20 protein-coding genes are annotated in these 24,859 nt (G+C 37.9%); 9 read left to right on the top strand and 11 right to left on the bottom strand.

All coding sequences use genetic code 11. From position 1 onward, the window contains the following. Positions 1-4 precede the first annotated feature (4 nt). Both LEP1GSC202_RS11875 and LEP1GSC202_RS11870 read right to left on the bottom strand, forming a co-directional pair. Positions 5-550, bottom strand: a complete 546-nt coding sequence (locus LEP1GSC202_RS11875) for an MORN repeat-containing protein (RefSeq protein WP_015678129.1) — start codon at positions 548-550, stop codon at positions 5-7. Positions 551-595: 45 nt separating this feature from the next. Beyond that, positions 596-2,590, bottom strand: a complete 1,995-nt coding sequence (locus LEP1GSC202_RS11870) for an ATP-dependent helicase (RefSeq protein ID WP_015678000.1) — start codon at positions 2,588-2,590, stop codon at positions 596-598. 80 nt (positions 2,591-2,670) lie between these two features. On the opposite strand from LEP1GSC202_RS11870, the gene LEP1GSC202_RS11865 reads away from it, so the two are divergent. Beyond that, positions 2,671-3,765 carry a response regulator gene (locus LEP1GSC202_RS11865; RefSeq protein ID WP_015678316.1) on the top strand — a complete coding sequence of 365 codons (1,095 nt, stop codon included), beginning with the start codon at positions 2,671-2,673 and terminating at the stop codon, positions 3,763-3,765. A gap of 13 nt (positions 3,766-3,778) precedes the next feature. On the opposite strand, the gene LEP1GSC202_RS11860 is transcribed toward LEP1GSC202_RS11865, so the two are convergent. Beyond that, positions 3,779-4,129 (bottom strand): hypothetical protein, encoded by a 351-nt coding sequence (locus LEP1GSC202_RS11860; RefSeq protein WP_015678169.1) that lies wholly within the window; start codon positions 4,127-4,129, stop codon positions 3,779-3,781. A 227-nt stretch (positions 4,130-4,356) separates the two neighbouring features. On the opposite strand from LEP1GSC202_RS11860, the gene LEP1GSC202_RS11855 reads away from it, so the two are divergent. From LEP1GSC202_RS11855 to LEP1GSC202_RS11830, 6 genes are read left to right on the top strand one after another with little or no spacing between them, the layout of a single operon-like run. Further along, positions 4,357-7,263 carry an LPS-assembly protein LptD gene (locus LEP1GSC202_RS11855; protein WP_083930028.1) on the top strand — a complete coding sequence of 969 codons (2,907 nt, stop codon included), beginning with the start codon at positions 4,357-4,359 and terminating at the stop codon, positions 7,261-7,263. 3 nt (positions 7,264-7,266) lie between these two features. Then, the gene (locus tag LEP1GSC202_RS11850) at positions 7,267-8,667 is read left to right on the top strand and encodes an undecaprenyl-phosphate glucose phosphotransferase (RefSeq protein ID WP_015678073.1); all 1,401 of its coding nucleotides are present in this window, start codon (positions 7,267-7,269) and stop codon (positions 8,665-8,667) included. An 8-nt stretch (positions 8,668-8,675) separates the two neighbouring features. Next, a complete protein-coding gene (gene gatC, locus LEP1GSC202_RS11845; RefSeq protein WP_015678179.1) occupies positions 8,676-8,960 on the top strand; it encodes an Asp-tRNA(Asn)/Glu-tRNA(Gln) amidotransferase subunit GatC in 285 nt (94 codons plus the stop codon). Then, positions 8,957-10,423, top strand: coding sequence for an Asp-tRNA(Asn)/Glu-tRNA(Gln) amidotransferase subunit GatA (gene gatA, locus LEP1GSC202_RS11840; protein WP_015678142.1), 1,467 nt, complete (start codon positions 8,957-8,959; stop codon positions 10,421-10,423). The genes gatC and gatA overlap by 4 nt, the downstream gene beginning before the upstream one ends. A gap of 1 nt (position 10,424) precedes the next feature. Next, positions 10,425-11,192, top strand: coding sequence for an imidazole glycerol phosphate synthase subunit HisF (gene hisF / locus LEP1GSC202_RS11835; RefSeq protein WP_015678035.1), 768 nt, complete (start codon positions 10,425-10,427; stop codon positions 11,190-11,192). After that, entirely contained in the window at positions 11,189-12,928 is a 1,740-nt protein-coding gene (locus LEP1GSC202_RS11830) for a sodium:solute symporter family protein (RefSeq protein ID WP_015678337.1), read from the top strand. The genes hisF and LEP1GSC202_RS11830 overlap by 4 nt, the downstream gene beginning before the upstream one ends. Before the next feature lie 8 nt (positions 12,929-12,936). On the opposite strand, the gene LEP1GSC202_RS11825 is transcribed toward LEP1GSC202_RS11830, so the two are convergent. The 5 genes from LEP1GSC202_RS11825 to folD are packed head-to-tail and all read right to left on the bottom strand — an operon-like array spanning position 12,937 to position 18,060. Beyond that, on the bottom strand, positions 12,937-14,034 hold the full coding sequence (locus LEP1GSC202_RS11825; protein WP_015678397.1) for an alpha/beta hydrolase: 1,098 nt from the start codon (positions 14,032-14,034) through the stop codon (positions 12,937-12,939). Beyond that, a complete protein-coding gene (gene rlmB / locus LEP1GSC202_RS11820; RefSeq protein ID WP_015678081.1) occupies positions 14,021-14,794 on the bottom strand; it encodes a 23S rRNA (guanosine(2251)-2'-O)-methyltransferase RlmB in 774 nt (257 codons plus the stop codon). The genes LEP1GSC202_RS11825 and rlmB overlap by 14 nt, the downstream gene beginning before the upstream one ends. Next, on the bottom strand, positions 14,776-16,236 hold the full coding sequence (gene cysS, locus LEP1GSC202_RS11815; protein ID WP_015677978.1) for a cysteine--tRNA ligase: 1,461 nt from the start codon (positions 16,234-16,236) through the stop codon (positions 14,776-14,778). The genes rlmB and cysS overlap by 19 nt, the downstream gene beginning before the upstream one ends. Further along, a complete protein-coding gene (locus LEP1GSC202_RS11810; RefSeq protein WP_015678319.1) occupies positions 16,233-17,201 on the bottom strand; it encodes an acetylxylan esterase in 969 nt (322 codons plus the stop codon). Before LEP1GSC202_RS11810 ends, cysS begins: the two co-directional genes overlap by 4 nt. Beyond that, entirely contained in the window at positions 17,185-18,060 is an 876-nt protein-coding gene (folD, locus tag LEP1GSC202_RS11805) for a bifunctional methylenetetrahydrofolate dehydrogenase/methenyltetrahydrofolate cyclohydrolase FolD (RefSeq protein ID WP_015678287.1), read from the bottom strand. Before folD ends, LEP1GSC202_RS11810 begins: the two co-directional genes overlap by 17 nt. Positions 18,061-18,115: 55 nt before the next feature. Between folD and asnS the strand changes: the two genes are divergently transcribed. Together asnS and LEP1GSC202_RS11795 are read left to right on the top strand one after the other, a co-directional pair. Further along, positions 18,116-19,420 (top strand): asparagine--tRNA ligase, encoded by a 1,305-nt coding sequence (asnS, locus tag LEP1GSC202_RS11800; protein WP_015678101.1) that lies wholly within the window; start codon positions 18,116-18,118, stop codon positions 19,418-19,420. A 59-nt stretch (positions 19,421-19,479) separates the two neighbouring features. Next, positions 19,480-20,283 carry a hypothetical protein gene (locus LEP1GSC202_RS11795; RefSeq protein ID WP_015678317.1) on the top strand — a complete coding sequence of 268 codons (804 nt, stop codon included), beginning with the start codon at positions 19,480-19,482 and terminating at the stop codon, positions 20,281-20,283. On the opposite strand, the gene LEP1GSC202_RS11790 is transcribed toward LEP1GSC202_RS11795, so the two are convergent. From LEP1GSC202_RS11790 to LEP1GSC202_RS11780, 3 genes are all read right to left on the bottom strand, one after another. Next, entirely contained in the window at positions 20,246-21,115 is an 870-nt protein-coding gene (locus LEP1GSC202_RS11790; RefSeq protein WP_015678012.1) for a hypothetical protein, read from the bottom strand. The two genes, LEP1GSC202_RS11795 and LEP1GSC202_RS11790, sit on opposite strands and share 38 nt — an antisense overlap. Before the next feature lie 5 nt (positions 21,116-21,120). Then, positions 21,121-23,106, bottom strand: a complete 1,986-nt coding sequence (locus tag LEP1GSC202_RS11785) for an ATP-dependent DNA helicase (protein WP_015678244.1) — start codon at positions 23,104-23,106, stop codon at positions 21,121-21,123. A 116-nt stretch (positions 23,107-23,222) separates the two neighbouring features. Continuing rightward, the gene (locus LEP1GSC202_RS11780; protein WP_015678242.1) at positions 23,223-24,812 is read right to left on the bottom strand and encodes a sodium:neurotransmitter symporter family protein; all 1,590 of its coding nucleotides are present in this window, start codon (positions 24,810-24,812) and stop codon (positions 23,223-23,225) included. Positions 24,813-24,859 lie beyond the last annotated feature (47 nt).

The raw sequence follows: 24,859 nt of genomic DNA, 5'->3' as shown, positions 1-24,859 counted from the left end.
TCTTTCATTCGCAGAGAAGTTTTCTTCCCGAAATTTTACAGTTTCGGGATTTTCCTTCTTCTAATAAAACCCCAATGCCTTCTTGGCCATCCGAACTAAAATCGCCTGATACGGATTTGCCATCTTTAAATGTATATGTTCCTTTTCCATTGATTTGGCCATTTTGAAATTCACCAACGTATTTATCACCGTTTTTGAAGTGATATTCACCTGGACCTTGTTTTTTATCTTCGGTATAGGTTCCGTTGAACTTTTCACCATCGGCATATAAAAAATTTCCAGCACCATCTCTCACATCATTTTTAAAGGATCCTGTGTAGATGTCTCCATTGTCATAAACATACTTACCAACACCATTCACACAATTGCCTTCAATGCAGCCAAACTTCTTCCCACCTTTTTCAGGGTCTTCTAAATTGGCACTTCTCGAATTTGATTTTGGTTCTTGGCCTTTGGAATCTGCCGATTCTTTTGTATCATTCGAAGCGCAATTCATAGAGATGGTTGCGAGTAGGAATCCTAAAAGGATTGATTGCCAGTGAAATTTCATAAATACTCCAAATCCGTCTCTATTGGACAGACATAAAAAAATAAATCAATTCAAAAAGTAATTTTGTATGGATTGAAAAGGATCAGTTCCTCCATCTTTTTCTCGCTCGTTTCCTTCTTTGATTACGTTTTGGTTTTGTATTGGACAAAGTTTTGTAAACAATTCTCCTTCATTCGGTAAATCCGAAATAAAACGACTAACAGAAGTATATCGGTTTTTCTCATTTGTCAAAGGATTGGTTAGATAAAGTGAATTTTTTGCCCTTGTTATGGCAACGTAAAATAACCTACGTTCTTCCTCTAATTCTTCTACGGTTTTGATCCTGTGATTGGGTAATACACCTTCGACAATCTGCATATTCACTACAAATTTCCATTCCAGTCCTTTGGCAGAGTGGATTGTGGAAAGGGTCACAAATTCATTTTCAGAATCTTCGTCGGATCCAATTTCCTTACCTTCAACAGGATTTAAAACGAGTTGTGAGAGGTATTCGGTTACGTTGGTTTCTTTTTTGGCAAGATAAACGAGAGCTTCCAAATCTGGTTTTCGTTTTTCTGCATCATCGTAATTGGATGTAAGGATGGGAAGGTAATGCGCCAAAATTTGTTCTAAGATTTGACTTGGAGTTTTTTGACCAAACCGACATATTTCTAAACATTCTAATAATTTTAGAAACGAAAGTTTGGTTGATTCTGGGATTCCTAAAAAGAACTGAGGATCCGTTTGCCAGTCAAATGAATTGGTTTCCAATTGTTTGTATAAGAGGTTGGCATATTTTTTTCCAATATGGTCTTCTAATAATAAAATACGATTCCAAGACAATATATCATTTGGATTTTCTATCACCTTTAGATAAGCGATTGTATCTTTTACATGGGCTAAGTCTAAAAATCGTTTTCCCCCATATTTGCGGTAAGGGATTTTTTTTGCCGTCAATTGCATTTCTAAGAGATGGGAGGAATATCCCGCACGAAATAAAGCTGCCATTTCGGAAAATGAATTTCCATTTTCATACAATTCTAAAAACAGCGAAGAAATCCATTCCGCTTCTTCTTCCAAGTTTTCTAATTTCACCAAAAACGGTTTTTCAAGAGTTTTAGTTTTGATAGAAAAAAGATTTTTTTTATAGTTCTCCTTACTGCCTGCTAAAACCGAATTGGCTACATCCAATATAGGTTGTACACTTCGATAGTTTTCTGTTAGCTGAATGATTTTCGTTTTCGGAAAAATTTTCGGAAAATCCAACATATTCCTAACATTGGCACCACGAAACCCATAAATGCATTGAGCATCATCTCCCACAACGAGGATATTTTGGTGTTTACTTGCAAGCAAACAAGCGATATGTGCTTGGATACGATTTGTATCTTGGTACTCATCAACTAAAATGTATTGGTAAAGGGATGCCATTTTTTCACGAATGACTTCATCTGACATCAAAATTGATCTCGTTACTTCAAGCAAATCATCAAAGTCGAGTGCATTATGTTTACGTTTGAGTTCGTTAAACTTGTTTTTGATTTCTTGGATTTCTTTGGTTTGCCCAATGAACATTGGGTATTCTTTTTGGATGAATTTCTCCAAGGAAATTTGTAGGTTAAAACTAGAAGAAAACATTTCTGCCAATGTTTCTTTTTTGGGAAATCGAAGTTTTGTATTTGGTGTGACCACTTGGTCTCTTGCCATGCCAACAAAACCGATTGTGTCTTCTTCATCTAATATGGAAAAATTTGGAAGGATTGATGCTGAATTCCCATACCGACGCAGAAACAGTTGGCAAAAGGAATGGAAGGTTCCCCCTTTAACAGACATCATCCTTTGGTCTAGGATCCCGGAAGCTCTTCCAAGCATTTCCTTTGCAGCCCTTCTTGTGAAGGTAAGCAGGAGAATGGATTCAGGATTTGTACCTGTTTTGACGAGGTGGGCTAATTTGTGTACAAGAGTATTGGTTTTCCCAGTTCCTGCTCCAGCCACGACTAAAATGGGTCCATCTTTCGTGAGTACCACTTCCTTTTGAGCTTCATTTAAATCCACTGTCACAAGACAGAGATTTGTTGTCTGGATTCTGTTGACAAACTGAAATTATTCTGTTTGATTGTTAGGACTGGTAATCTAAAACAATGACAACAATGGTTGGAACAGAAAAAGAAACGGATGTAAAAAAAATCCTCGTCGTTGAAGATGAGAGGATCATTGCCATTAATATTTGTTCCACGTTAAAACAATATGGTTACCAAGCAAGTTACGTGTCGGAAGCAAATGATGCCTTGGAACAAATTGAATCCGAACATTTTGATTTGGTATTGATGGACATCATGCTCAATGGTCCGATGGATGGGATTGAAATCGCAGGTAGGATCAAACGAACAAAAGAAATCCCAGTCATTTACCTCACAGCGTATTCCGACGAAGCCACAATCAACCGCGCCAAAACTACAGAACCATTTGGATATTTAATCAAACCATTTAACAGTCGGGATTTGTACATCTCAGTCGAAATGGCCATTTACAAATCTCAAGTGCAAAAACACATTCGCGTTGTCGAAAGCAGGCTTGCTGAAAATCAAAAATGGGAAACCATTGCCCTTGTTGCTTCAGGGATTTCTCATGAAGTGAATAACCCACTGACTTCGATTTTAAATCTTGCTGATCTGATTGCTTTAGAAGCCAAAAAAACGGCAAATCATTCTTTAAAAGAAAAAGCAGACAAAATTTCAGAAGAATCGGAACGCATTGCCAAAATTGTAAAAAATTTAGTATCGTATTCCCAATCGACCAATTCCCAGTGGACTTATTCCAATTTGATCAGCATCTTAAGTGATACTCGTTCTTTCTTACACCAATACTTTTTAAAAGAAGGCATCCAATGCGAATTGGAAACGGGAGACATCCCTCATGTCTATTGCCAACCACAAAAGATCAAACAGGTGTTACTGAATCTCATCCAAGATGCAAGGCTTCGTGTGAATACAAGAGAAGATTCCATCGGACGAAAAATTGCATTGACCCTTTCCATGAAAGAAGAAAACGGAAATGAATTTGTGGAAATCAAAATCAAAGACAATGGGGGAGAAGATATGATGATGGGTATCTCTCAAATGAATTCATTGGACGTGACTAGGAGTATCATTGCAGAACACAAAGGAAATTTAAGGAGAGACGACTCCCAATCGGCTTGGATCTTTACCTTGCCTATCGTCAAACCAGTCTCCTAATCCCTACGATTCGTTACAGTTTGCCAGATAATACTGTCTTTTTTTCCTGTTTGGGTAACTCGATCATCTTAAAAAAGAGTTCAATGCGATTGGAATGTAACATCCAATTGTCTTCTGATAAAAGACCTGCTAGAAAAAAATTAAAGTCTTTGTAATGGGCAAATGAAATTTGAGGGTTTTTCGTAAAATCAAGCAGAAGCGCTAATGCCAGTCGGTTCGCACTTTCCTCTGGACCAAATCCATCCGTGAGGATTTGGATTGAGGGCTCGGGGACTTGGACAGAATGTTCTTCGATTCCCTCTCTAATTTTTAGAGTGTAACGCAAAGTACCGGGGATCCTTTCTCCAGAGTAGGTTTTCGCCATTCAAAACTCACCTATGCCCACAGATTCGAGCCATTTGATTATGTCCATTCCCAAGTCACTTATGCAACCTCTTTTTTTAAAAGAATACCGGAGAAACTGCCCCGAATTTCTCCCTGGTTTTCCATTGATTTTTTCGATAGGTGTAAAACTCTCGTTCTATACTTCCGAAGCCCGCTGTGCAAAAATCCATACGTTTTCTCATCCCCATTTGTTCTTTGCTCATCGGAATGGAAATTCTGGCACAAGATACCAATGGGTTAAAATTACTCTTTCCTGACCAAAATTTGCCCGCAAAAAACCAACAAGAAGAAGAAAGAAAACAAACCACAACACAAATCCAACGTGGAATTGTGCGAAAATCCGTGGACGCGATGACAGATCGGGAAGTAGAAGACAACCTTCGCAACCTAGGACTAAATCCAACAGGAACCATTTATAGCAAAAGGGAAAGACTAAGGGAAGCTTTAGTGCCACCCGAAGAACAACCGTTAACACCAGAAAGCCTTCTCAGTTCCCAACAAAAAAAAGGCCCACCCATTCAAATCCAAAATGCTGCGGAAGGGCAACTTCTAAATATCGATAAAACCAAAGGTGGAGTCCTTGTTTTACGTGGGAAGGTGCGAGTCAAAATCAAAGCAGGAGAACTTGTTGCGGATTCCGTTTCCATCGATGCCACCAGGCAAGAAATATATGCCGAGGGTGGAGTAGAATACAAAGATGGAAACGCAAAGGTCATAGGAGATCGGATGATCTATGATCTAAAGTTAAACCAAGGTGTTGTTTATAATTCTAAATTGAGTATGTTTCCTTCCCATTTCATCGGTCAGAAAATCAAACGTTTGGATGAGAAACGTTACCTTTTGGAAATGGGTTACTTCACAGCTTGTAATGCGGAACTACCACATGAATCATTCCAAGCAAAACGAATCATCATTCATGATGATAGAACCGTTGTAGCACAGTGGGTATCTTATAAAGTTGGGGGCACAACACTTTTTATGTTTCCGATTCTTTACAATTCAGAATCTGGAAACGGTGTCACAACTCAGTTTGGTAAAAATAATTCCCAAGGCTATTTTTGGCAAAACTCATACCAATGGTCTGACTCTTATCCCAATAGTTTATTTTTAGCAAATGGATATAAGTTTCGTTTTGATGTGTATGAAAAAACTGGCCAAGCAACACAATTGGAGATGTGGAAACTCTCTCCTATCATCAACTACAATATTAATTTAGGTTATGCGAATTATAAAAACAATGCCATAACTCCTGTTTACGAAGATCGTTTTAAAAATTTAGGAATTGGGAATGTTGCCGTCACCAATAATGTTGATAGAGGAGAATTATTTCCGAATTCAGGTTTGCCTTATCGTAACACAGGCGTTAACTATGATCCTTGGTGGAAAGCTGACCTTCGTTTAAATGCAAAATTTAATGATTTTTCAAAAGACTATACTAGAAACTTTCAAGTACAGTATGAAAATTATAGCAATCGATTGTTTGATTACGAATTTGGAAATCGATACCAACCTTCTAATTCCTTACAATCTCTATATACGTTTCGAGATGTTCGATTTGGTTTGATCCGAAACCTACTCAACTGGAACTTCAATTATACGGAAAACCGTGGAGATTTGAGTGTTGGAATTTCCATGAGTAGAACTTTAATCTATCAAATCCAAGCAAACCAGTACTTTGCAGCCCAAGATACCTTACCTGCGGTTACGATCAGAAATTCTAGTAACATCGGCCTTGTTCCAGGGACGGCAAGTCCAATTTATTGGGATATGTTATTCCAAACCAATATCAATCGTATTTATGGTCCACCACAACAGAAAGTTAATCCAATCAACGGGATTGTGGATCCGCGTAGCCAGTTTCAGGATTATGTATTACGATCCCAAACAAATGTGATCGGGGAAACTGGGCTTCGTTCTCCCATTGCCATGGGAACATATGTTTCGTTTACTCCTTCCGTTTATATGGGAGCCACAAAACAAACTGTTGAATTTCCTGGTTCAGGAAGTGAATTAAACGGACCAGACCGAGACGTGAACCGAGCGTATGCGACACTTCTCAAACAACAATCTTACCAATATGTACGCCAATCACATACCGTCAGAATGGGTATTCCGGAAATATTCCTGTCTACCACCTATCGTAGATTAGATGCAGACAAAGCAGAAGCAAAAGATCCTATTTTAGGAAACTTACGCCAACATGAAGCAGAAGTTTCATTAGAAAGTTATGCTTTAAATGACTGGGACATTTCTGTTCGCACCATTCGAGATTTACGTCAATTTTCCTCTACTTATAACCCTGGACTTACCAATATGCAACGTTGGTATTATACTGTGGTTCGAGTGGGTGGATTCTTTGATTTTGTTGATGGATTTACAACAAGAAGGCCTAGTTTACTTGAAAGAAAACGAAATTTCTATTCAGGTCTATTTATTAACAATGATTATGTGCATCATACACCTCAAAATCGTTCTTTATCAAACAACTTAACTCTTTCATATAAAATGGGTGGATTTTCTTGGCCAATCATTCGTGCTTTCCGAAGTTTAGAAATCGGATCTACATGGTATCATGTTTATAAAGATAGCTTTTTAGACAGTTACCGATTTTTCTTTAAAACAGATGTAAAGGTAACAAGATATACTGGTGTAGAACTTGAATTAGATTCTCGGGTCACTGAACCTTGGAGATTAACGGCTTTAGCACAAGGTCAATTTTATGCAATGAATACGAGCCCAGAGTTGTATACTTCTCAAACTGGAACAAACTATGACCAAACAACGATTTGGGAAGACCTTGCTGCGGGTACTGGGGCACAAGGCCAAAATGAAAGGCAAAAAACTGTTTTCAATATCAATCGGTTTATGATGACTCTAAAGATGGACCTTCACAATTGGGAATACCGATTGGGATATAGCATGAATTTACGGGCTTTGCCTGGTGGTTTGACATTAAACAACCAACTCACATTTTATGACCAATCAGTTTATTTATCGGTTAATCTTACCAATTTCAGTTTTGGCGATTCACCTTCTGCGCAAGCGACAAGAGTACGTTTGTATCGCTTTAGAAAACGTCCATTGGATGGGACAACCACTGACCTTACGGAATAATTTATGTTAAAAGAAAGAAGCCAATCCTTCAAACTTTTGTTTCTGGTTACTGACTTTTTTATCGGTTTAACTAGTTTTTTAGTCGCTTATATCATTCGGTATTATCTATCACCAGACTCTAGTTTCCAAATCCAAACCATTGAACCCATCAACTATTTGATTTTAGGAATCGTACTTGGGTTTTCGCAAGTGTTATCATTTTTATCCATTGATTTGTACCATCCGAGGAGAGGGTTATCCTTTTCAGATGAACTCTTTGCCATCATATCAGGTGTAATACTAAATTTACTAATCGTTTTATCTTTACTATTTTTCTTTCGTGGAGAAAGTTTTTCACGGCTTGTCATTGGTTATTTTGCTGTCTGCACAGTTGTTCTCACTTCATTATCACATTTTGTTTTAAGAACCTTTATGCAATACTTACGTAGCAAAGGATACAATCTTAAATCGGTATTGATCATTGGAACTGGAAAATCAGCGATTAATTTTTCTAAAACTCTTGGTAAACATTCCATTTACGGATATACAGTAAAAGGTTTTGTTTCAGGTAAAAAGAATTTATCTCCTAAATCGATACAATCAGTAACAACAACGAAACAATTGGAATCTTATGTTGAAAACAACCAAATTGATTTGATTGTATATGCTTTGTCCCACGAAGAGGGGGATTCTTTAAAAGATGTAATCGATATTGCCGACTTCCATGGAATCGATTTAAAGGTTATTCCTAGTTATGAAGAGATTGTTACTGCGAAGGGTAGGGTGGAAGTATTAGATGGAATACCTATCATCTCCATTCGTAATATACCACTCCGATTGGGTTACAATTTAGTTTTAAAACGAATTTTTGATATAATATTTTCATTAGTTTTTATTCTGTTGTTCAGTCCATTTTACCTTTTGATAGCGATACTTGTTAAAATAACAAGTAAAGGTCCAGTCTTTTACAAACAAGAAAGAGTAGGCTTGGATAACAAAGTATTTGGAATGATTAAATTTCGTTCTATGGTAGTGCAGGCAAAAGAAAAGTCCGATACACTGTGGACTGTTAAAGATGATCCAAGGGTTACAACCATTGGAGCCATTCTTCGCAAACTTTCGTTAGATGAAACACCTCAATTTTTTAATGTTTTAATTGGTGATATGTCTGTTGTTGGTCCACGACCAGAAAGACCATTTTATGTAGAGAAATTTCGAAACGAACACCACCAATACATGCGAAGGCATGCCGCAAAAGCAGGAATTACAGGTTGGGCACAAGTCCAAGGATTTCGCGGTGATACCTCGATAGAAAAACGAATCGAGGCTGATATCTTTTATATAGAAAATTGGTCGTTATTACTTGATATCAAAATCATTTTACTCACACCACTGAAAGCAATCATAGATAGGAATGCGTATTAGGAAACAATATGGATGAAAAAGAATTAAAAAACATTGCGAATTTGGCAAAACTCAATATTAACGAATCCGAAATTTCAGGAATGTTAAATGACTTCTCTCGTATTGTGCAATACGTGGATGAAATCAAAAACCTGGACACTTCCAATGTGGGTGATGATGAAATTTACGAACAAATTTTTTACGAACTAAGAAAAGATGAAAGTGAAAACGGTCTCAAACGAGATGATTTGGCCAAAATTGCACCATCGTATGAAAATGGTTATGTGGTTGTTCCCAAGGTAATTGAAACATGAAAGATTTAATTTATTTAACGTATTCTGAAATCAAAAAAAAATTAAATGATGGTTCACTGACATCGAAAAATTTAGTATCTGCATACATCAAACGTATAGAAGATACCGATTCAAAAATTAAAGCGTTTCTTGCAGTAGACAAAACTAAAATTTTACGACAAGCAGAAGAGAGTGACAATAGAAGAAAAGAAGGAAAACAACTCTCTCTATTTGATGGAATACCTATTGGCATTAAAGACAATATCTGTATCAGAGGTGAAATCACCTCTTGTTCATCAAAGATTTTAGAAAATTTTGTTTCGCCATATGATGCGACAGTTATCTCAAAACTAAAACAAAAGGGTTTTATTTTCTTTCCAAGACTCAATATGGATGAATTTGCAATGGGTTCCTCTACGGAAAACAGTGCTTTCCAAACTTCTAAAAATCCATTTGATCCAGAAAGGATCCCTGGTGGCTCTAGCGGTGGTTCGGCGGCAGCCGTTGCTGCATCCATGTTACCTGTTTCCTTAGGTTCTGATACAGGAGGATCAATCCGCCAACCTGCTTCGCTTTGTGGAATATGGGGATTAAAACCAACCTACGGTAGAGTGAGCCGTTATGGTCTTGTTGCCTATGCCTCCAGTTTGGACCAAATTGGACCATTTTCCAATGATATGGACGGGATTTCTGACTTACTTGAAATTCTTTCTGGTCTTGATCCAAAAGACCAAACCACAGCTAAAGTAAATCCTTTTGAATCAAAGTTAGTATCCGAAATGGATTGGAAAGGGAAAAAAATTGGAGTTATGAAAACCGAAGATTTTAATTTCTCAGATGATATTAACAAACGTTATTTGGAGATTTTAAAATCATTGGAAGAAAAAGGCGCAACACTTGTTCCCTTAGACTTTTCTTTGTTAAAGTATGCAATTCCAGTGTACTATCTCATTGCAACAGCAGAATGTTCCTCTAACCTAAGTCGTTTTGATGGAATTCGATATGGATTAAGAAAAGAAGGGTCTGGAAAATTGGACGATCTCTATGCGGATTCTAGAACCGCAGGATTTGGAAATGAAGTGAAACGTAGAATTTTACTTGGAACATTTTCACTCAGTTCAGGTTATTATGATGCCTATTATGGAAAGGCTCAAAAAGCAAGGGTTCTCATTCGAAAACAATATGCTGAATTTTTTAAATCAGTGGATGTTATTTTGCAACCAACTTCTCCTACGACAGCATTTAAGGTTGGCGAAAAAACAAAGGACCCAATCCAAATGTACCAAGCAGATATCTTAACAACATCTGTTAATTTAAGTGGAGTACCCGCGATTAGTTGCCCTGCAGGCCTCGACAGCAATGGTTTACCAATTGGGATCCAGTTGACAACTTCCCACTTCGATGAAGTGACACTTCTCAGTTTTGCAAAATCAATTGCGAAACTAGAAATTTGCAAAACCCCGTTACCCAAAGAGATTTCCTAATATGGATGAATTGACCAAAAGAGTCATTCCTTGTTTGGATATCAAAGGGGGAAGGGTTGTCAAAGGAGTACAGTTTGTAAACCTTATCGATGCGGGAGATCCTGTTTCTTGTGCCATCGCCTATGAGGAAAATAAAGCGGACGAACTTTGTTTTTTAGACATCACTGCTTCCTCTGACAAACGAGACATCCTTTTGCATTTAGTGGAAGAAGTGGCTAACAAACTCTTTATCCCTTTTACTGTTGGTGGCGGGATTCGAACGATTGAGGATGTCAAAGCGGTCCTTAACAAAGGTGCTGATAAAGTTTCCATTAACACTAGCGCATTTCAAAATCCTCAATTATTAAAAGATGCAAGCGAGATTTATGGCTCACAATGCATTGTTTGCGCGATCGATGTGAAATTCCATCCAGAGCGAAAACGATACGAAGTGTATCTCAATGGTGGTAGAAAGGAAACTGGTAGAGAAGCATTGGATTGGGGAAGAGAAGCCTATGAAATGGGTGCTGGAGAAATTTTACTAACCTCTATGGACAAAGATGGTACAAAAGATGGATTTGATATCAACTTAATGAAGGCTTTTACTTCTCATTTATCGATTCCTATCATTGCATCTGGTGGAGCGGGAAATCCGGAACATATGGCAGAAGTGATTTTACGTGGAGGTGCTGATGCAGTCCTTGCTGCTTCAATTTTTCATTTTGGTGAATTTTCTATCCAAGAAACAAAACAAACAATGAAAGAGATGGGAATCAAAGTGAGATTATGAATTCCTTTCATCCACTCGATTATGTTTTTTTTCTCCTTCCATTCTTTGTCATTTTTATCATTTTAATTCGGTTTCGTTCAAAACACCAAACCACAAAAGAGTATTTCCAAGCAGAAGGGAGTTTGAGTTGGTTTGTTGCTAGCACGGCAATGGTTGCCACAACATTTGCCGCAGACACCCCCCTTGCTGTAACAGAAATTATACGCAACCAAGGAATTTCAGGAAATTGGATTTGGTGGTATATGGCTGTTGGTGGTTTTGTGACGGTTTTTTTCTTTTCCAAATTATGGAAACGTTCAGGTGCCAGTACCGACTTAGAATTAATTCAAATTCGTTATAGTGGAAAGGAAGCAAATTTTTTAAGAGGATTCAAAGCCTTCGTTATCGGCTTTTTGTTAAACTTAGTGATCCTTGGTTGGGTAAACTTAGCGATGCTTAAAATTATCCCTGTTTTTTTTCCAGGATATGACGCATCACACATACTCATCTCCTTACTTGTTTTTGGTGTGTTTTACACTGCAATTGCTGGTTTACGAGGGATTTCTTATATCGATGTCTTTCAATTTTTCCTAGCTTGGTTTGGATGTATTTTATTTGCCTATTTTGCAATCAAACTTCCTGCAATTGGAAGTTTGGAACTTTTAAAAAACAAATTACCTGAAAACAAAATTCTATTTTTTCCTACAGGAGAAAATGGTTCCTTACCTTGGGATCATTTTTTAATCCTACTAACTGTCTTATGGTGGTCTAGTTGGTATCCAGGTTCAGAGCCTGGTGGCGGAGGTTATATCGCTCAAAGGATATTGGCTACCAAAAATGAGAATGCAGCGCTTAAAGGTAGTTTGTGGTTTGTGATTGCCCATTATTTCGTAAGGCCTTGGCCTTGGATTTTAGTTGCTCTCGTATCACTTGTGTTATACCCAAATCTAACAGATGTAGAAAGTGGTAAAGGGTTTTTAATGGTTTTAAAGGAAGGTATGCCAAGTGGTATGATGGGACTTATGCTCAGTGCATTCCTTGCTGCTTATTTATCTACATTAGCAACACATTTGAATTGGGGTGCTTCGTATCTAGTAAACGATTTGTATAAACCATTGCAAAAGCAAAATCAATCGGATTCTCATTTGATCAAATTATCTTATTTCATCCAATTGTTAACAGCAGCATGTTCCTTTATCTTGGCTGTCTATGGTTTGGAAACAATCAAAGGTGCTTGGGTGTTTTTACTGGAAGCATCTTCCGGAATCGGATTTGTATTGATCTTTCGTTGGTTTTTTTGGCGGATCTCAGCTTGGACAGAAATTTTAGCCTTAATTTTATCTCCTATTTTTTATCTCTTTTTTTCACATTATTTACAAATTCCTTTTCCGTATTCTATTCTTTATACATCAATAAGTTCTGCGTTTGTTCTCATTGTATCCAGTTATATACTTCCAGAAACAAAACCTGATATCCTTTTTACTTTTTATGAAAAGACGAAACCTCCATATTATTTATGGAAAGGTTTTTTCGCAAAGTATCCAAATTACAAACAAACCATTTACCATAACCAATTGATTGTATCACTATTTGGGACTCTAGCTGGTTTATCATTTGTTTTTGGTGGTTTGTATTCGGTCCAATGTCTATTGTGGAAAGAAGGAAATTTGTTATGGGGAATTTTATTCTTTTTTATTGGTCTTTTCGGTTTGTATTTTGCAATTCAAAAATCAGAATCAAATCGAATTTCAAAATAAATCCTAACTTAAGGAAAGTTTCGGATCTCAGAAATGACTGACGAAAACAAATTCCTACTTTTTATATCGTCTACACTTAAAGTCTGAAATGCCATCATTGAATGATCGCAGTCATTTACATTAATTTGTTTGTAACTTAAATTTCCAAGCCTCGCGCTATTGGCTGTCACAATTCCATCTGAACTTGTAAATCCCGCATTGGTTAATAAAGTACAACCTGTATTATAATAAAAAGTTTCACCTACAGTGCAATTGGATAAAATCCCCGCAAAACTTATAAACCTTACATTCAGTCCAGAATTTAAATAGGATTCATTGAGAAGATCCAACACCTCATTACTTGCTCCTGACAAATTCGTTTGCAAATTGCCGTTGTTTGTGTATGCAAGTTCTTGTCCACCTTGGGTATCCACTAGGTAAGAGCCCAATTCATTCACAAAACCATTTGCATTCAAAAAACTTTTAGAAGCAAATGGGGATCCGAACTGTGGGCTTGCCAGTGTGACCACCAAACGTACAAAAGGTAGTGTTCCAGTTTCTTTTGCGAGAGCCACACGTGTGACTAAACCTCCCATCGAATGGGCAACGATTGTTACAGAATCCGCGTCAGAAAAATTGGATCGTAAAGTTGAATGGAACTGCTTGCCATTCACGAGAATGCTATTCGATGTTCTATAGGTATAAAGGTATAAATCAAATTCAGAGTTTGCAGAATCCCTTCCTTCTTGGAAGTGAACCAGTCCGTTGGAGAATGTATTTTTAATATTTTGAATTTTTTTTTCGTCATTGGTAATGGGATCAGAATCACGTTCCGCAGGATTCCATCCATGGACAAAAACTAATTTCTTTTTGTTTGATTTTGGAAACCATTCTGCATTTAAAAATTGAGCATTGGAAAGATTTCTAGAAGTTCCAGGAATAAATCCAAATAGTTTTTGATTCGGGTTGGGAAGGATACCAAGTAATGCTAATAAAAGAACTTCATCATTTTTTTGTTTTTCCGAAACAAATTCTTTTCGGTAAAAATCGTAAATACAAGTTTGAAAAACAAAAGAAAAAACAATTAAATTGATTGGAAATATGCAGAATCGCTTATTGCGAAACATGATGTAGCCTATCCAAAGTAATCCCGCAAGCTACCACAACATTCAGTGAGGTAACAGCTCCATACAATGGAATTCTAGCAACATAATCAGCATCTTCAAGTAAAATTCGTTTCACACCTTCACCTTCATTTCCCATAATCACAGCCATTTGTGAAATGTCGGGAAGTGTATCCCAAATATCCTCATCTCCTTCTTCGTCTGTTGCAAGAATCCAATAGTCATTTTTTTTTAGGAATTCAATCCCATGTTTCAAATTGGCAACTCGGTAAATTTGGATGTGATGAATGGCCCCTGCCGAAACTTTTTCAACAACTGGTGTAATCGGAGACGTGTCGCGATCAGACATTAACACGTGTTTTACACCCATACATTCCGCTGTTCGCAATAAATTTCCCATATTTCCAGGATCTTGGATACGATCTAAAATAAGAATTGGACCTTCATTTGGATTGATATTTTGTTTGAATTGTTCAAAACCAAGAGAGGAAAAAGACTTTTGTTTTGTTCGAATGATCACATAACCTTGGTGGTTTTTATCGTGGGCGATTCTGCCCAATTCACGACTGGAAACAGTTGTAAACTTAATGGAATTTGGTAAATAGGATTTGATCCTTTGTTTTTCTTCATTACCAATCCCATCTTTTACAATCACTTCTCGAATGGTCTTAATCCCTCGTTCGGGCGACATTTGTTCTAAGGATTCTAAAAATTCAAAAAAATTACGTTTCCCAAAAAGTATTTCTACTGGGCTTTTTTCCATGTTGTTTTTCCTTCTTTTGTATCAGCGAGAAGGATACCTTTGTTTTCCAACTCTTTTCGGATTGAATCTGCCATCGCAAAATCTTTGTTTTGTTTTGCCAATTTTCGTTTCTCAATTTGTTCTAATATCCAATCTTCAGAAATTCCATCCAAAGGTTTCGCTTCCGGTTTTTGAAATTGGAAAATCGCAAACAGTACATTCATCTTTACAAAAAGGGAAAGACATTCCTTGTAAAATGCGATTGGTTTTTCTGAATTCGTTTGGTCCAAAGATTGGTTCACAATCCGAACTAGTTCAAACACAGTCGCAAGTGCCTTTGGTAAATTTAAATCATCAGCAAGTGCATTTAAAAAATCCAAGTCCAATTTTTGGATTTCTGGAATCAAAAAATTGATTCCTTCAAAAGTAGGAGGGATTTCATCCCAAAAGGAATACGTTTCCAATATTCGATAAATTGTATTTTGGATTCTGTCTAAGGCAACTTTAGATTCGCCCAATTTTGCCAAAGAAAAGTTCAATTTACTTCGGTAATGAGCTGAAATTAAATGGAATCGAATCACCCGAGGTTCAAATCCTTTTTCTAAGATATCCCGTAAGGTATAAAAATTACCCTTACTTTTTGACATCTTTTCACCATCAACTAACAAATGTTCGCAATGAAGCCAAGTCCCAACAAACTCTTCCTTGGGATACGCACCCGTTGTTTGGGCAAATTCGTTTTCATGGTGTGGGAAAAGTAAATCAATTCCACCCGTATGGATATCAATGCCTGAACCATAAATTTTGCGAATCATGGCAGAACATTCTAAATGCCAACCAGGTCGGCCGTTACCAATTTTTGTATGCCAACATTTTTCAGATTCAGATTTTTGATTTTTCCATAAAACAAAATCTCGAACATCATCCTTTTCGTATTCATCTGCATCGTAACGGACACCAGATTTCATGCCTGAAACATCTATTTTAGATAATTCACCGTATCTCTCAAACTTCTGAATGGAAAAATAAACATTTCCTTCTTTTTCGTAAGCAAGTCCATTGGATTGTAATGTTTCGACAAGGGAAACCATATCATCGATGGATTCAGTTGCTTTCGGATAATGTTCTAATTTTTGGACATTTAATGTTTCTAGGTCTTGAAAAAAAGCTTCTGTCCAAGGTTTTGTAAATTCTTCTACGCTGATATTACGTTTGATTGACTCCGCGATAATTTTATCATCGATGTCAGTAATGTTCATCGATTGGTTCAATTTGTAACCACCGAGAAGTAAAGACCTCCGCAAAATATCGACAAACAAAAATGATCTTATGTTTCCAATGTGAGCAAAATTGTAAACCGTTGGTCCACAAGAATAAATCGTCACATAATTCACATCTTTCGGTTGGAATGGTTCTTTTTTTCCGGATTTCGTATTCTGAAAGAAAAAAGGAATTGTTGTCATAATGCAAAAATTTCTTTCACAAACTCTAAGTTTGCTTGTGGTTGTTTCTCTTTTCCCGCTTCGTTTCCCTCTGTTGGGTACAACTGCATCCGCTTATCACAATTCATATGATTAAACAATGCAAAAGTAGATTTTGGATGAGACATTTGGTCTTCCATACCACAGGAAAAGAGGGCAGGGATTTTGATTTTTTTTGCAAAGTTCATTGCATCAAAATAGGATAATTCTTTTTTATAATCGATTTTTTTTGTCGCACGTTTTTCAAAAAAAGGTGTGAGTTCTCGCACCCAAGGGTTACCTTTGAGTGCCATTTGTTCTTTATCAATGTAACAAAATGAAGCAGTCTCAAGGATAAGACCTTTAATACGATCCGAATATGCAGCACCAAACACTGCCAATGCGGAACCTAATGATTTTCCATGTAAAATAATTTGATCACCATCAATTCCATCTGTTAACCTTAAAAACTCAATGGTCCGAATTACATCCAAATACAATTTTCGCATATAAAACTCTTCTTTTTGGTCGAGTCCATGTGCAAAATAATTTGGAGTCCATCCAATCGGTGATTTTCCTGTAACAGGATCCACCGGCATTTGGACCATCTCTTCACCATGACCCCGTAAGGTGATGTGAAGCTGTGCCACACCCAAATCAGAATAGCCTTTTTGGATTTCTTCTGGTGTTGCAAGATAGTCGTGGAAATAAACGACAACTGGCCTATCACCACGTTTTCTAGGAATCGCAAGTTTGCCATGTAACACATGATTGTCGATACTTTGAAAACTTATATCATTCAACGATTCCCAGATAAAACTCCCTTTCAAAACTGTTTTGTAAGTGGCTTTGATTGGAATTTTTTTAAGTTCCGTAATTCCAGTTTTCCAAAATGTATCTAAATCACTGGGTGGGTCCAGTTTTGGAACTGTTTGAAAACATTCGTCAAAACTAACGATTTGAGGCATGAGAATCCAACTTCGGAGAAAATTGACCTAAAAAACTATACATGGTTTGTAAAAGTAAAACTGAAATTGTCATCGGCCCCACACCACCTGGCACTGGAGTGTAATAAGAAGACTTATCCTTGGCTTTTGAAACTTCAATGTCACCGACATTCCCTACATTATAACCAGCATCCAAAATAATGGCACCGTCTTTTATCCAATCTGCTTGGATGAATTCTGGTTTGCCAACAGCTCCCACAACAATATCTGCTTGTTTCACGAGTTCGGATAAGTTTTTTGTTTTAGAATGGCAAAGTGTGACAGTTGCATTCAAATTGGTTAACATGATGGCCATTGGTTTTCCAAGAATAGGGGACCTTCCGACAACCACTGCATGTTTTCCGGTCACATCAATTCCATATTCTTGCAAAAGTAAAACCATTCCGTACGGAGTGCACGGATAGTATGCCTCGCTATCCATCGACAATTTTCCAAATGAGATCGTTGTCACACCATCGACATCTTTTTCTAATGCGATTTCATCAAAAGCTTTCCTTTCATCAATTTGGTGAGGAACAGGGTGTTGTAATAAAATTCCATTGATGGACGGATCGGCATTCAATTTTCGAATTTCCGTTAATAGTTCTTCCGTTGTTGTTTCTTCTTTTAAGCGGATGTATCTTGAATTCATTCCTACTTTTTCACAGGCTTTCACCTTCATGTTGACGTAGGTTTCGGAAGCAGGGTTATTCCCAACAAGGATGGTTGCAAGGGTAGGAATTCCCTTACCATCTGCTTTTGCTTTTGCTAATGTTTCTTGGATTCGATTTCGGATTTTTTCGGAAATCGCTTTACCGTCTAATAGGATGCTAGATTTCATTCTGTAAGTTCAAAATTTCAGAGAAAATTGAACTGGCAAACAGAAAAAACCATCCATGATTCCAAGTTTAGATCCAAAAGAGACCAAAACCTCCGACGCAAAAGTAACCCTTCCTTTACAAGGTTGGGTCCAAGGCCTACGCGGCAATAACCATGTCCAATTTTTACAACTTCGCACCAACGGGGAAATCTTCCAAGTTGTGTGTGAAAAAGAGAAATTAGGTGAGGAGATGTTCAAACAAATCAAATCTCTCCCTCAAGAAACCTCTTTGGTTGTCACTGGAACTTGGCAAGATAACCCCAAGGCCCCCAGTGGCAAAGAACTACTTCTCATTTCCTTCGAGATCGTGGGAAGTTCTTCAGATTATCCCATTACTCCCAAAGAACATGGCCCTGATTTTTTACACAACCATCGGCATTTGTGGTTACGTTCCAAACGACAACTTGCCATCCAAAGGGTTCGCTCCGAATTGTCCTTTGCCATCAGGGAATTCTTTCGTAACGATGGTTATACCCTGATCGACACACCGATCTTAACAGGTTCCATCGGGGAATCGGCAGGGACTCTTTTTTCCACAGAATACTTTGACTTAGGACAAGCGTATCTTGCCCAAACGGGTCAGCTGTATTTGGAAACGGCAGCATTTGCGCATTCCAAAGTGTATTGTTTTGGCCCCACGTTCCGGGCCGAAAAAAGTAAAACCAAACGCCACCTGACTGAATTTTGGATGTTAGAAGCAGAAACCGCATTCCTTGGCCAAGAAGGAAATTTAGACCTACAAGAACGATTTGTGAAATCGGTCCTCAAAACCACAATTGAGCGCACAAGAGAAGACCTAAAAACTCTGGATCGTGATCCACAACCCCTGCTGAACTACCTAGAAAAACCATTCCCGCGTGTGGACTACAAGGAAGCCATCAACATCCTGCAGAGTGCGGGAGAGGCAATCACCTGGGGCGAAGACATCAATGCAGAACGAGAACAAATCCTCACAAACCATTATGGAACTGCCATCTTCATTCAAAATTTCCCAAGGGCCATCAAAGCCTTTTACATGAAACAAAACCCAAACGACCCAAAAACAGTTTTGTCCGCTGACCTAATTGCCCCTGATGGAATTGGTGAAATCATTGGTGGGTCAGAAAGAGAAGAATCCTATGAAAAAATCGTAGAACGTTTGCAAGAAGAAGGCCTCCCTCCAGAAGATTATTCTTGGTATTTGGACCTAAGAAAGTATGGATCGGTCCCACATGCGGGCTTTGGTATGGGTTTAGAACGAGTGATTGCTTGGGTATGTGGTTTGCCACATATCCGTGAATGCATCCCTTTCCCAAGGATGATTTACCGCCTGACACCTTAATTTTTTTTTAGGGAAAAAATGCCATAAGACCGATCCTTTTAAAGAAAGAGAGGTACCTTATGGCACAACAAGCAACCCAAGTATTCACTACATCCATCGAAAAAGAAGCTTGGGATTTATACGAGGTAGGTTCCAACGAAGATGTTGTGGTCCTCGCCAAACGCCATCCGGACAATTTTTATGTACAACACTTAAGTTATCTTGCTCTTTACGAACTCACTGGTCGCGCCACCATCCAAGCACCTAAAGGAATTTCCAATTTAGCTCCACTTGTGGATGCCATCCAAAATTTTGAATTGGGAAAATCCAGCGAAGCCAAACAAAATTTAAACTTATACTTCCAAACACAATCAAATCCTCTTTGTTTTTCAATCATCCAAACTGCGATTAAAATTTATTTCCGACAAGAAGCGTATGAAGATGCCAAAAACATCCTCTCTCGTTATAAAAAACAATGGAATGATCTTTCCTTTCTCAAAGAAGAATTAATTTGCAGTTATTACCTAAAACGTTACGATGAAGTGATCAAACTGTTTCGTGAGAATATGAAACTTTTGAATGATTCTGATATCCACAAACTGGTGGGAATGGCTTTACTCTTTTTGGACCGCCATAAAGAAGCCAATCTTATTTTTGAGAATATTCCTAATAAATTAAATCTTCCTAGTTTCGAAGAAAAACGGAAAATGTATGATTCAGTGTATCGTAATATTGCTGAGTTAGAAAAAAAATCCAGTTCTCTTGCTCATAAAGATTTAGAAGATATGGGTTTTGCGTATTTATTCAATGGTGAGTATGGCAAAGCTGAAAAAATGTTTTTATCTCTTACTGAGAAACTAAAATCAAAACTCTGCACCGTGTGATGTTCTTTCTCGACTCGGGGTGGCTAAGAAATTTAGCTGCCTCATCAGTTGGGATGATCAAATCGGTTTGGTTTTTGCCTGCTGTGGAAAGTGCCAAAACGAAATAAGGATTTTTACCAACCTTGGTTTCATAAGCTTTTCCATTTTGGTCGGCACGGTAAACAATATAACCTGTTTCAATCGCATAGGCATCCTTCACATAAAGTGGGGAATATACATCTAAACCACGATCCGTTTGGATTTTCGGAAATAACGCACGTTTTACGGAAAGATGCCTTGCATCTACCACAAGGCCAGAAAATTCTACTGGGATCACTTCTTCGCTGAATTCAGGAACACGTTCTGTACCATATTCCATTGGAATGTGAGCAAGGATTCCATCTTTACCTTTGATGGGAAGGCTTGCTTTCGCTTCTAAAACATTTTTCACAAACTGAAAATCATATTCTTCTTTTTCCGCACCAATGTAAGAATTGAGTCTTAGGCGGGCTTGTTGGTTGACTTGGGTGTATTCAAACATCGTATAATCAGCATTAAAGAGAATGGATTCTAACCTCTGGCTAAGCCTTATTTTTAGCTTTTCCTTGGCTTTTTTCCTCGCCATCGAATGGGCTTTGCCTTGGCTCGTGGCAGTGTTTTTTCCAGAAAATTCAGGATCATCTTCATCAAATACAATTTTGGGAATGGTTTCTTTTACATTTGAAACGATCACCTGGTCTGTCCAATTGACAACTGATGCATAAATGTCCTTATCTTCAATTGGTTTGGATCCCAGTGAAACACTGAATGCGACGAGGGATAAGAGAATGGAGATCTGGGAAATACGTTTCATACCTTTCATTTCGGCAATAAATGGAATTTTCTTTCTAATTCATTAAATTCCGTTATGAGAGGAACTCCTTTCGGTAAACTTTGCAAGACGTTTTTTCCGTAGGATTTTGTATGAATGCGAGGATCAAGGATACTCACCATTCCCGTATCCGTCTGAGATCGGATGAGACGTCCAAATCCTTGCCTTAGGAGTAAACAGGTTTTAGGAACCTGCATTTCCCAAAAAGGGCTTTTTCCTTTTTTTTCCATATCTTCCATTTTTGCCTGGAGAACGGGTTCTGTTGGCACTTGGAAGGGTAGTTTTGTCACAATCACGTTTCTTAGTTTATCACCTTTGATATCCACACCTTGCCAAAAACTGGAAACACCAAATAATACACTGTTCTCATTGGCAAGAAACTCTCGTTTGGCGGCGATAGGTCCCATTTCTGTTTGTGCAAATATGGGATAAGGAACTAAATTCCGAATTTCTTCATACAATTCAGAAAGTAATTTATTTGAGGTGAATAATACAAAAGCATCCCCTTCGGATAATTTTAATAACCTTGTGATCCAATAAGAGAGATCCGTTTTATTTCGTTTTGGATCAGAGACTGGATCGGCAATTTGTTTTGGCACAAACAGTAGGGAATGGGTATTGTATTGGAAAGGGGAGTGGAGAGTTTTTGTTTTTACTTCCGTTGTCCCTACTTCTTTTAGGAAGTATTGGAAATTCCCAGCAGTTGGTGAAAGGGTAGCAGACGTTAAGACTACCGAATCCATATTGGGAAACAAAGTATTGGCTAAAATTTCATCTGTGTTTTTCGGTTGGGAAAATAAATAATAAAATGGATCTTTTACCGATTGTGGTGGAGGTTCGATCCAAAATACCAAATTGGGATTGGACTTCAAACGAAAGTCATTGAGGAATGAAGAAACTTTTTTTAGATTCCCAGAGACCATCTCAAGTCCCATTGCCAATTCCTTTTCTTCCAGGTCTTCACTATCTTTTTTGTATTTGGACAATAATCCTTCTAATACGGAAGCCAAATCTCCTAATGTATCTTCCAAAGCACCGTTGTCCAATTTGATCCGTTCGGTATGACGACTGGCAAATTGATTGAATTGGAGTGGAATGGCAGAAAGTAACATCCGAAAGAAATCATTCGCATAACCAATGCTTGCCTCAACCAACTTGATTATTTTATCATTAGAGTTGATTTTCAAAACAAGTCCGGTTCGTTTTTCAGGGAAGTAGAGGTAATGTAATAAATTTAAAATGAATTCATATCGAATTTCAGATCCAAATGCTTTTCCCACAATTTCGGGAAATACATGGGCTTCATCAATGACAAGTTGCGAAAACGTTGGTAATAATTTAAAATCACCGGCTAAGTGACTGGCAAGGAGATGGTGGTTGACGATGAGGATATTCGCTTTTTTCCATTTTTCCTTTTCTAAAAAATAATAAGAAGAACTGAAATTGGGACAATTTCTCCCCAAACAGTTGTCAGACTCTCTAGCCACGGAAGACCAAAACGAGTTGGAAAGATATCCATCAAACTCGGCACGAATCCCACTTTCCGTTTGTTTTTCCCAATTGACAAAGTAGGATAATGAAGACTCCATTTCAGGTCCAAAATCCCCTCGTTCCATCACTCGATTGTATTTCCGTTTGCAGAGGTAATTACTAGCACCAAGTGCTACCATCGCATTGATCGGAACCCCAAGTGCTTCCGAAACAAGAGGGATGTCCTTGTAGAGCAATTGGTCTTGTAGGGATTTTGTTTCAGTGGAAACAACAACAGTGCATTCGTTTTCTAATGAAAATAGGGCACTCGGAATGAGGTAGGCAAGTGACTTTCCAACACCTGTTCCTGCTTCAATCACCCAATTGGTCCCAGTATGAAAAGCAGATTCGATGGACTCGGACATTTCCATCTGTTCCCGACGAACTTCATAGTCCTTCCAAAGTTTTGGAAGTTGTTTGGTAAAAACTGTTTTTACGTCCAAAATTTAATGCCTATTTCGAAACAGAAGTATGATACAAACAACTGTTAAGCTAGTGACCGAAAGTAAAGAAACTGACATGATTAGAATTCCTTGCCAATTGAGTTCAGAAGTAGGCATTAGGTGAGAGCTCCCTTTTCTTTGCGGTTCTTAAGTGCTTTTGCGACAAGAAAATAGATAAATCCGTAAATCAAAAAAAGAGAAATGACTACAGACCTCGCAACCACTGCTTTTGTTTTGGCATCGTCTACATTTTTCCCTTGGTTTTCGGCAAGCAAACCCATAACCTCTGGATTCATTTTGTCTAAATATTCCGGTAGGTTCATATAACAGAATGAAACAAAGATAAATAGTAAAAACCAAGGAGTGATGTATTTTAAAACAAATTGGATGAGTTTGGGGAAGGGGATTAGGCTTCCTTCATTTGCATCTGTTGCCCCACGTTCCACTCCAATCTTAAAAACAAAAATAAAAATTTGTATGGATGCCAATATGTAAATCATAATGGTTCCAATATAAAAATCGGCAATGTCTAGTGCCGCAAAATCCTTATTAAAGTAAATAATTGGCAAACACAATACAAAGGTAAATAAAAACAATAATAAAGAAGACTTTCGCCTTCCAATACGAAATCCTTCTTCTAAAAATAAAATCCCAGGTTGTAACATTGTAACGGAAGAGGTGATGGCAGCTAGGAACAATACCAAAAACCATAGCCCACCAAAAAAATTCCCACCAGGCATCATTCCAAATACAGAAGGCAAAGCGATAAATCCCATTCCAAAAGTTCCAAAGGATGTTACCTGCATTCCCAAAAATAGAAAAGCAACCGGAATGGTAATCATACCACCAAACACGACTTCTGCGAATTCATTGAGTGATGCAGAAGACAAACTTGATAAAACAACATCATTTTTTTTCTTTAAAAAACTCGAAAACACAAGTGCAATTCCAAATCCTGTGGATAAGGAAAAGAAAATTTGTCCTGCTGCACTTATCCAAACCTTGGGTTCCGTAAGTTTTGTCCAATCAGGATTCCACATCACAGCAAGTCCTGACTCGATCCCAGGAATGGTGAGGACACGGACCAAAATGATGGTGGCACAAATCCCCATAAGTGGCATTGCAAACTTTGCAAAAGTCTCTAAACCCTTTGACAAACCGCGATACACTAGTAAAAAATTGAACAATACACAAAACAAAAAGAAGATGATGATAGGCGAATGGAAACTAGATCCGTTTTGTCCAGCTCCCGTTAGTGTTATAAAAAATTGAGAAGCGATCTCTGTCATACCATCCCTTGTGGTAGCAGATAAAGACATTTGGCCTGTTAAAAAATAATACGCATATGCCAAACACCAAGATTCGATGAATACATAGTATACATAGATCATCACAGGAATCATCACACCGATGGCACCTGATAGTTTGAGAGGAAATCCTTTTAAGTATTCACGGAAGATAAAAGGGGTGCTGTGGCCATGTTTTCCACCCATCCTTCCCATGGTCCATTCTGCCAAACAAACGGGGATTCCAAGGAGGAGGAAACTGATGATGTAGGGAACCATAAATGCTCCGCCACCATTCTGTGCCGCTTGTCCTGGAAAACGCAAAAAATTTCCAAGGCCAATGGCACCACTCGCTACCGCTAAAATCAAACCGACTCGACTGGCCCAACCTTCTTGGTGTTCCGCTTGTCTCTCTTTCATCTGGGACTATTGAATGGTTTTGGAATTATGTGACAAAATCTTTTTGC

The organism is Leptospira yanagawae serovar Saopaulo str. Sao Paulo = ATCC 700523 (assembly GCF_000332475.2).
GTDB lineage: Bacteria > Spirochaetota > Leptospiria > Leptospirales > Leptospiraceae > Leptospira_A > Leptospira_A yanagawae.
This window is presented reverse-complemented; position numbering and strand designations above follow the sequence as displayed.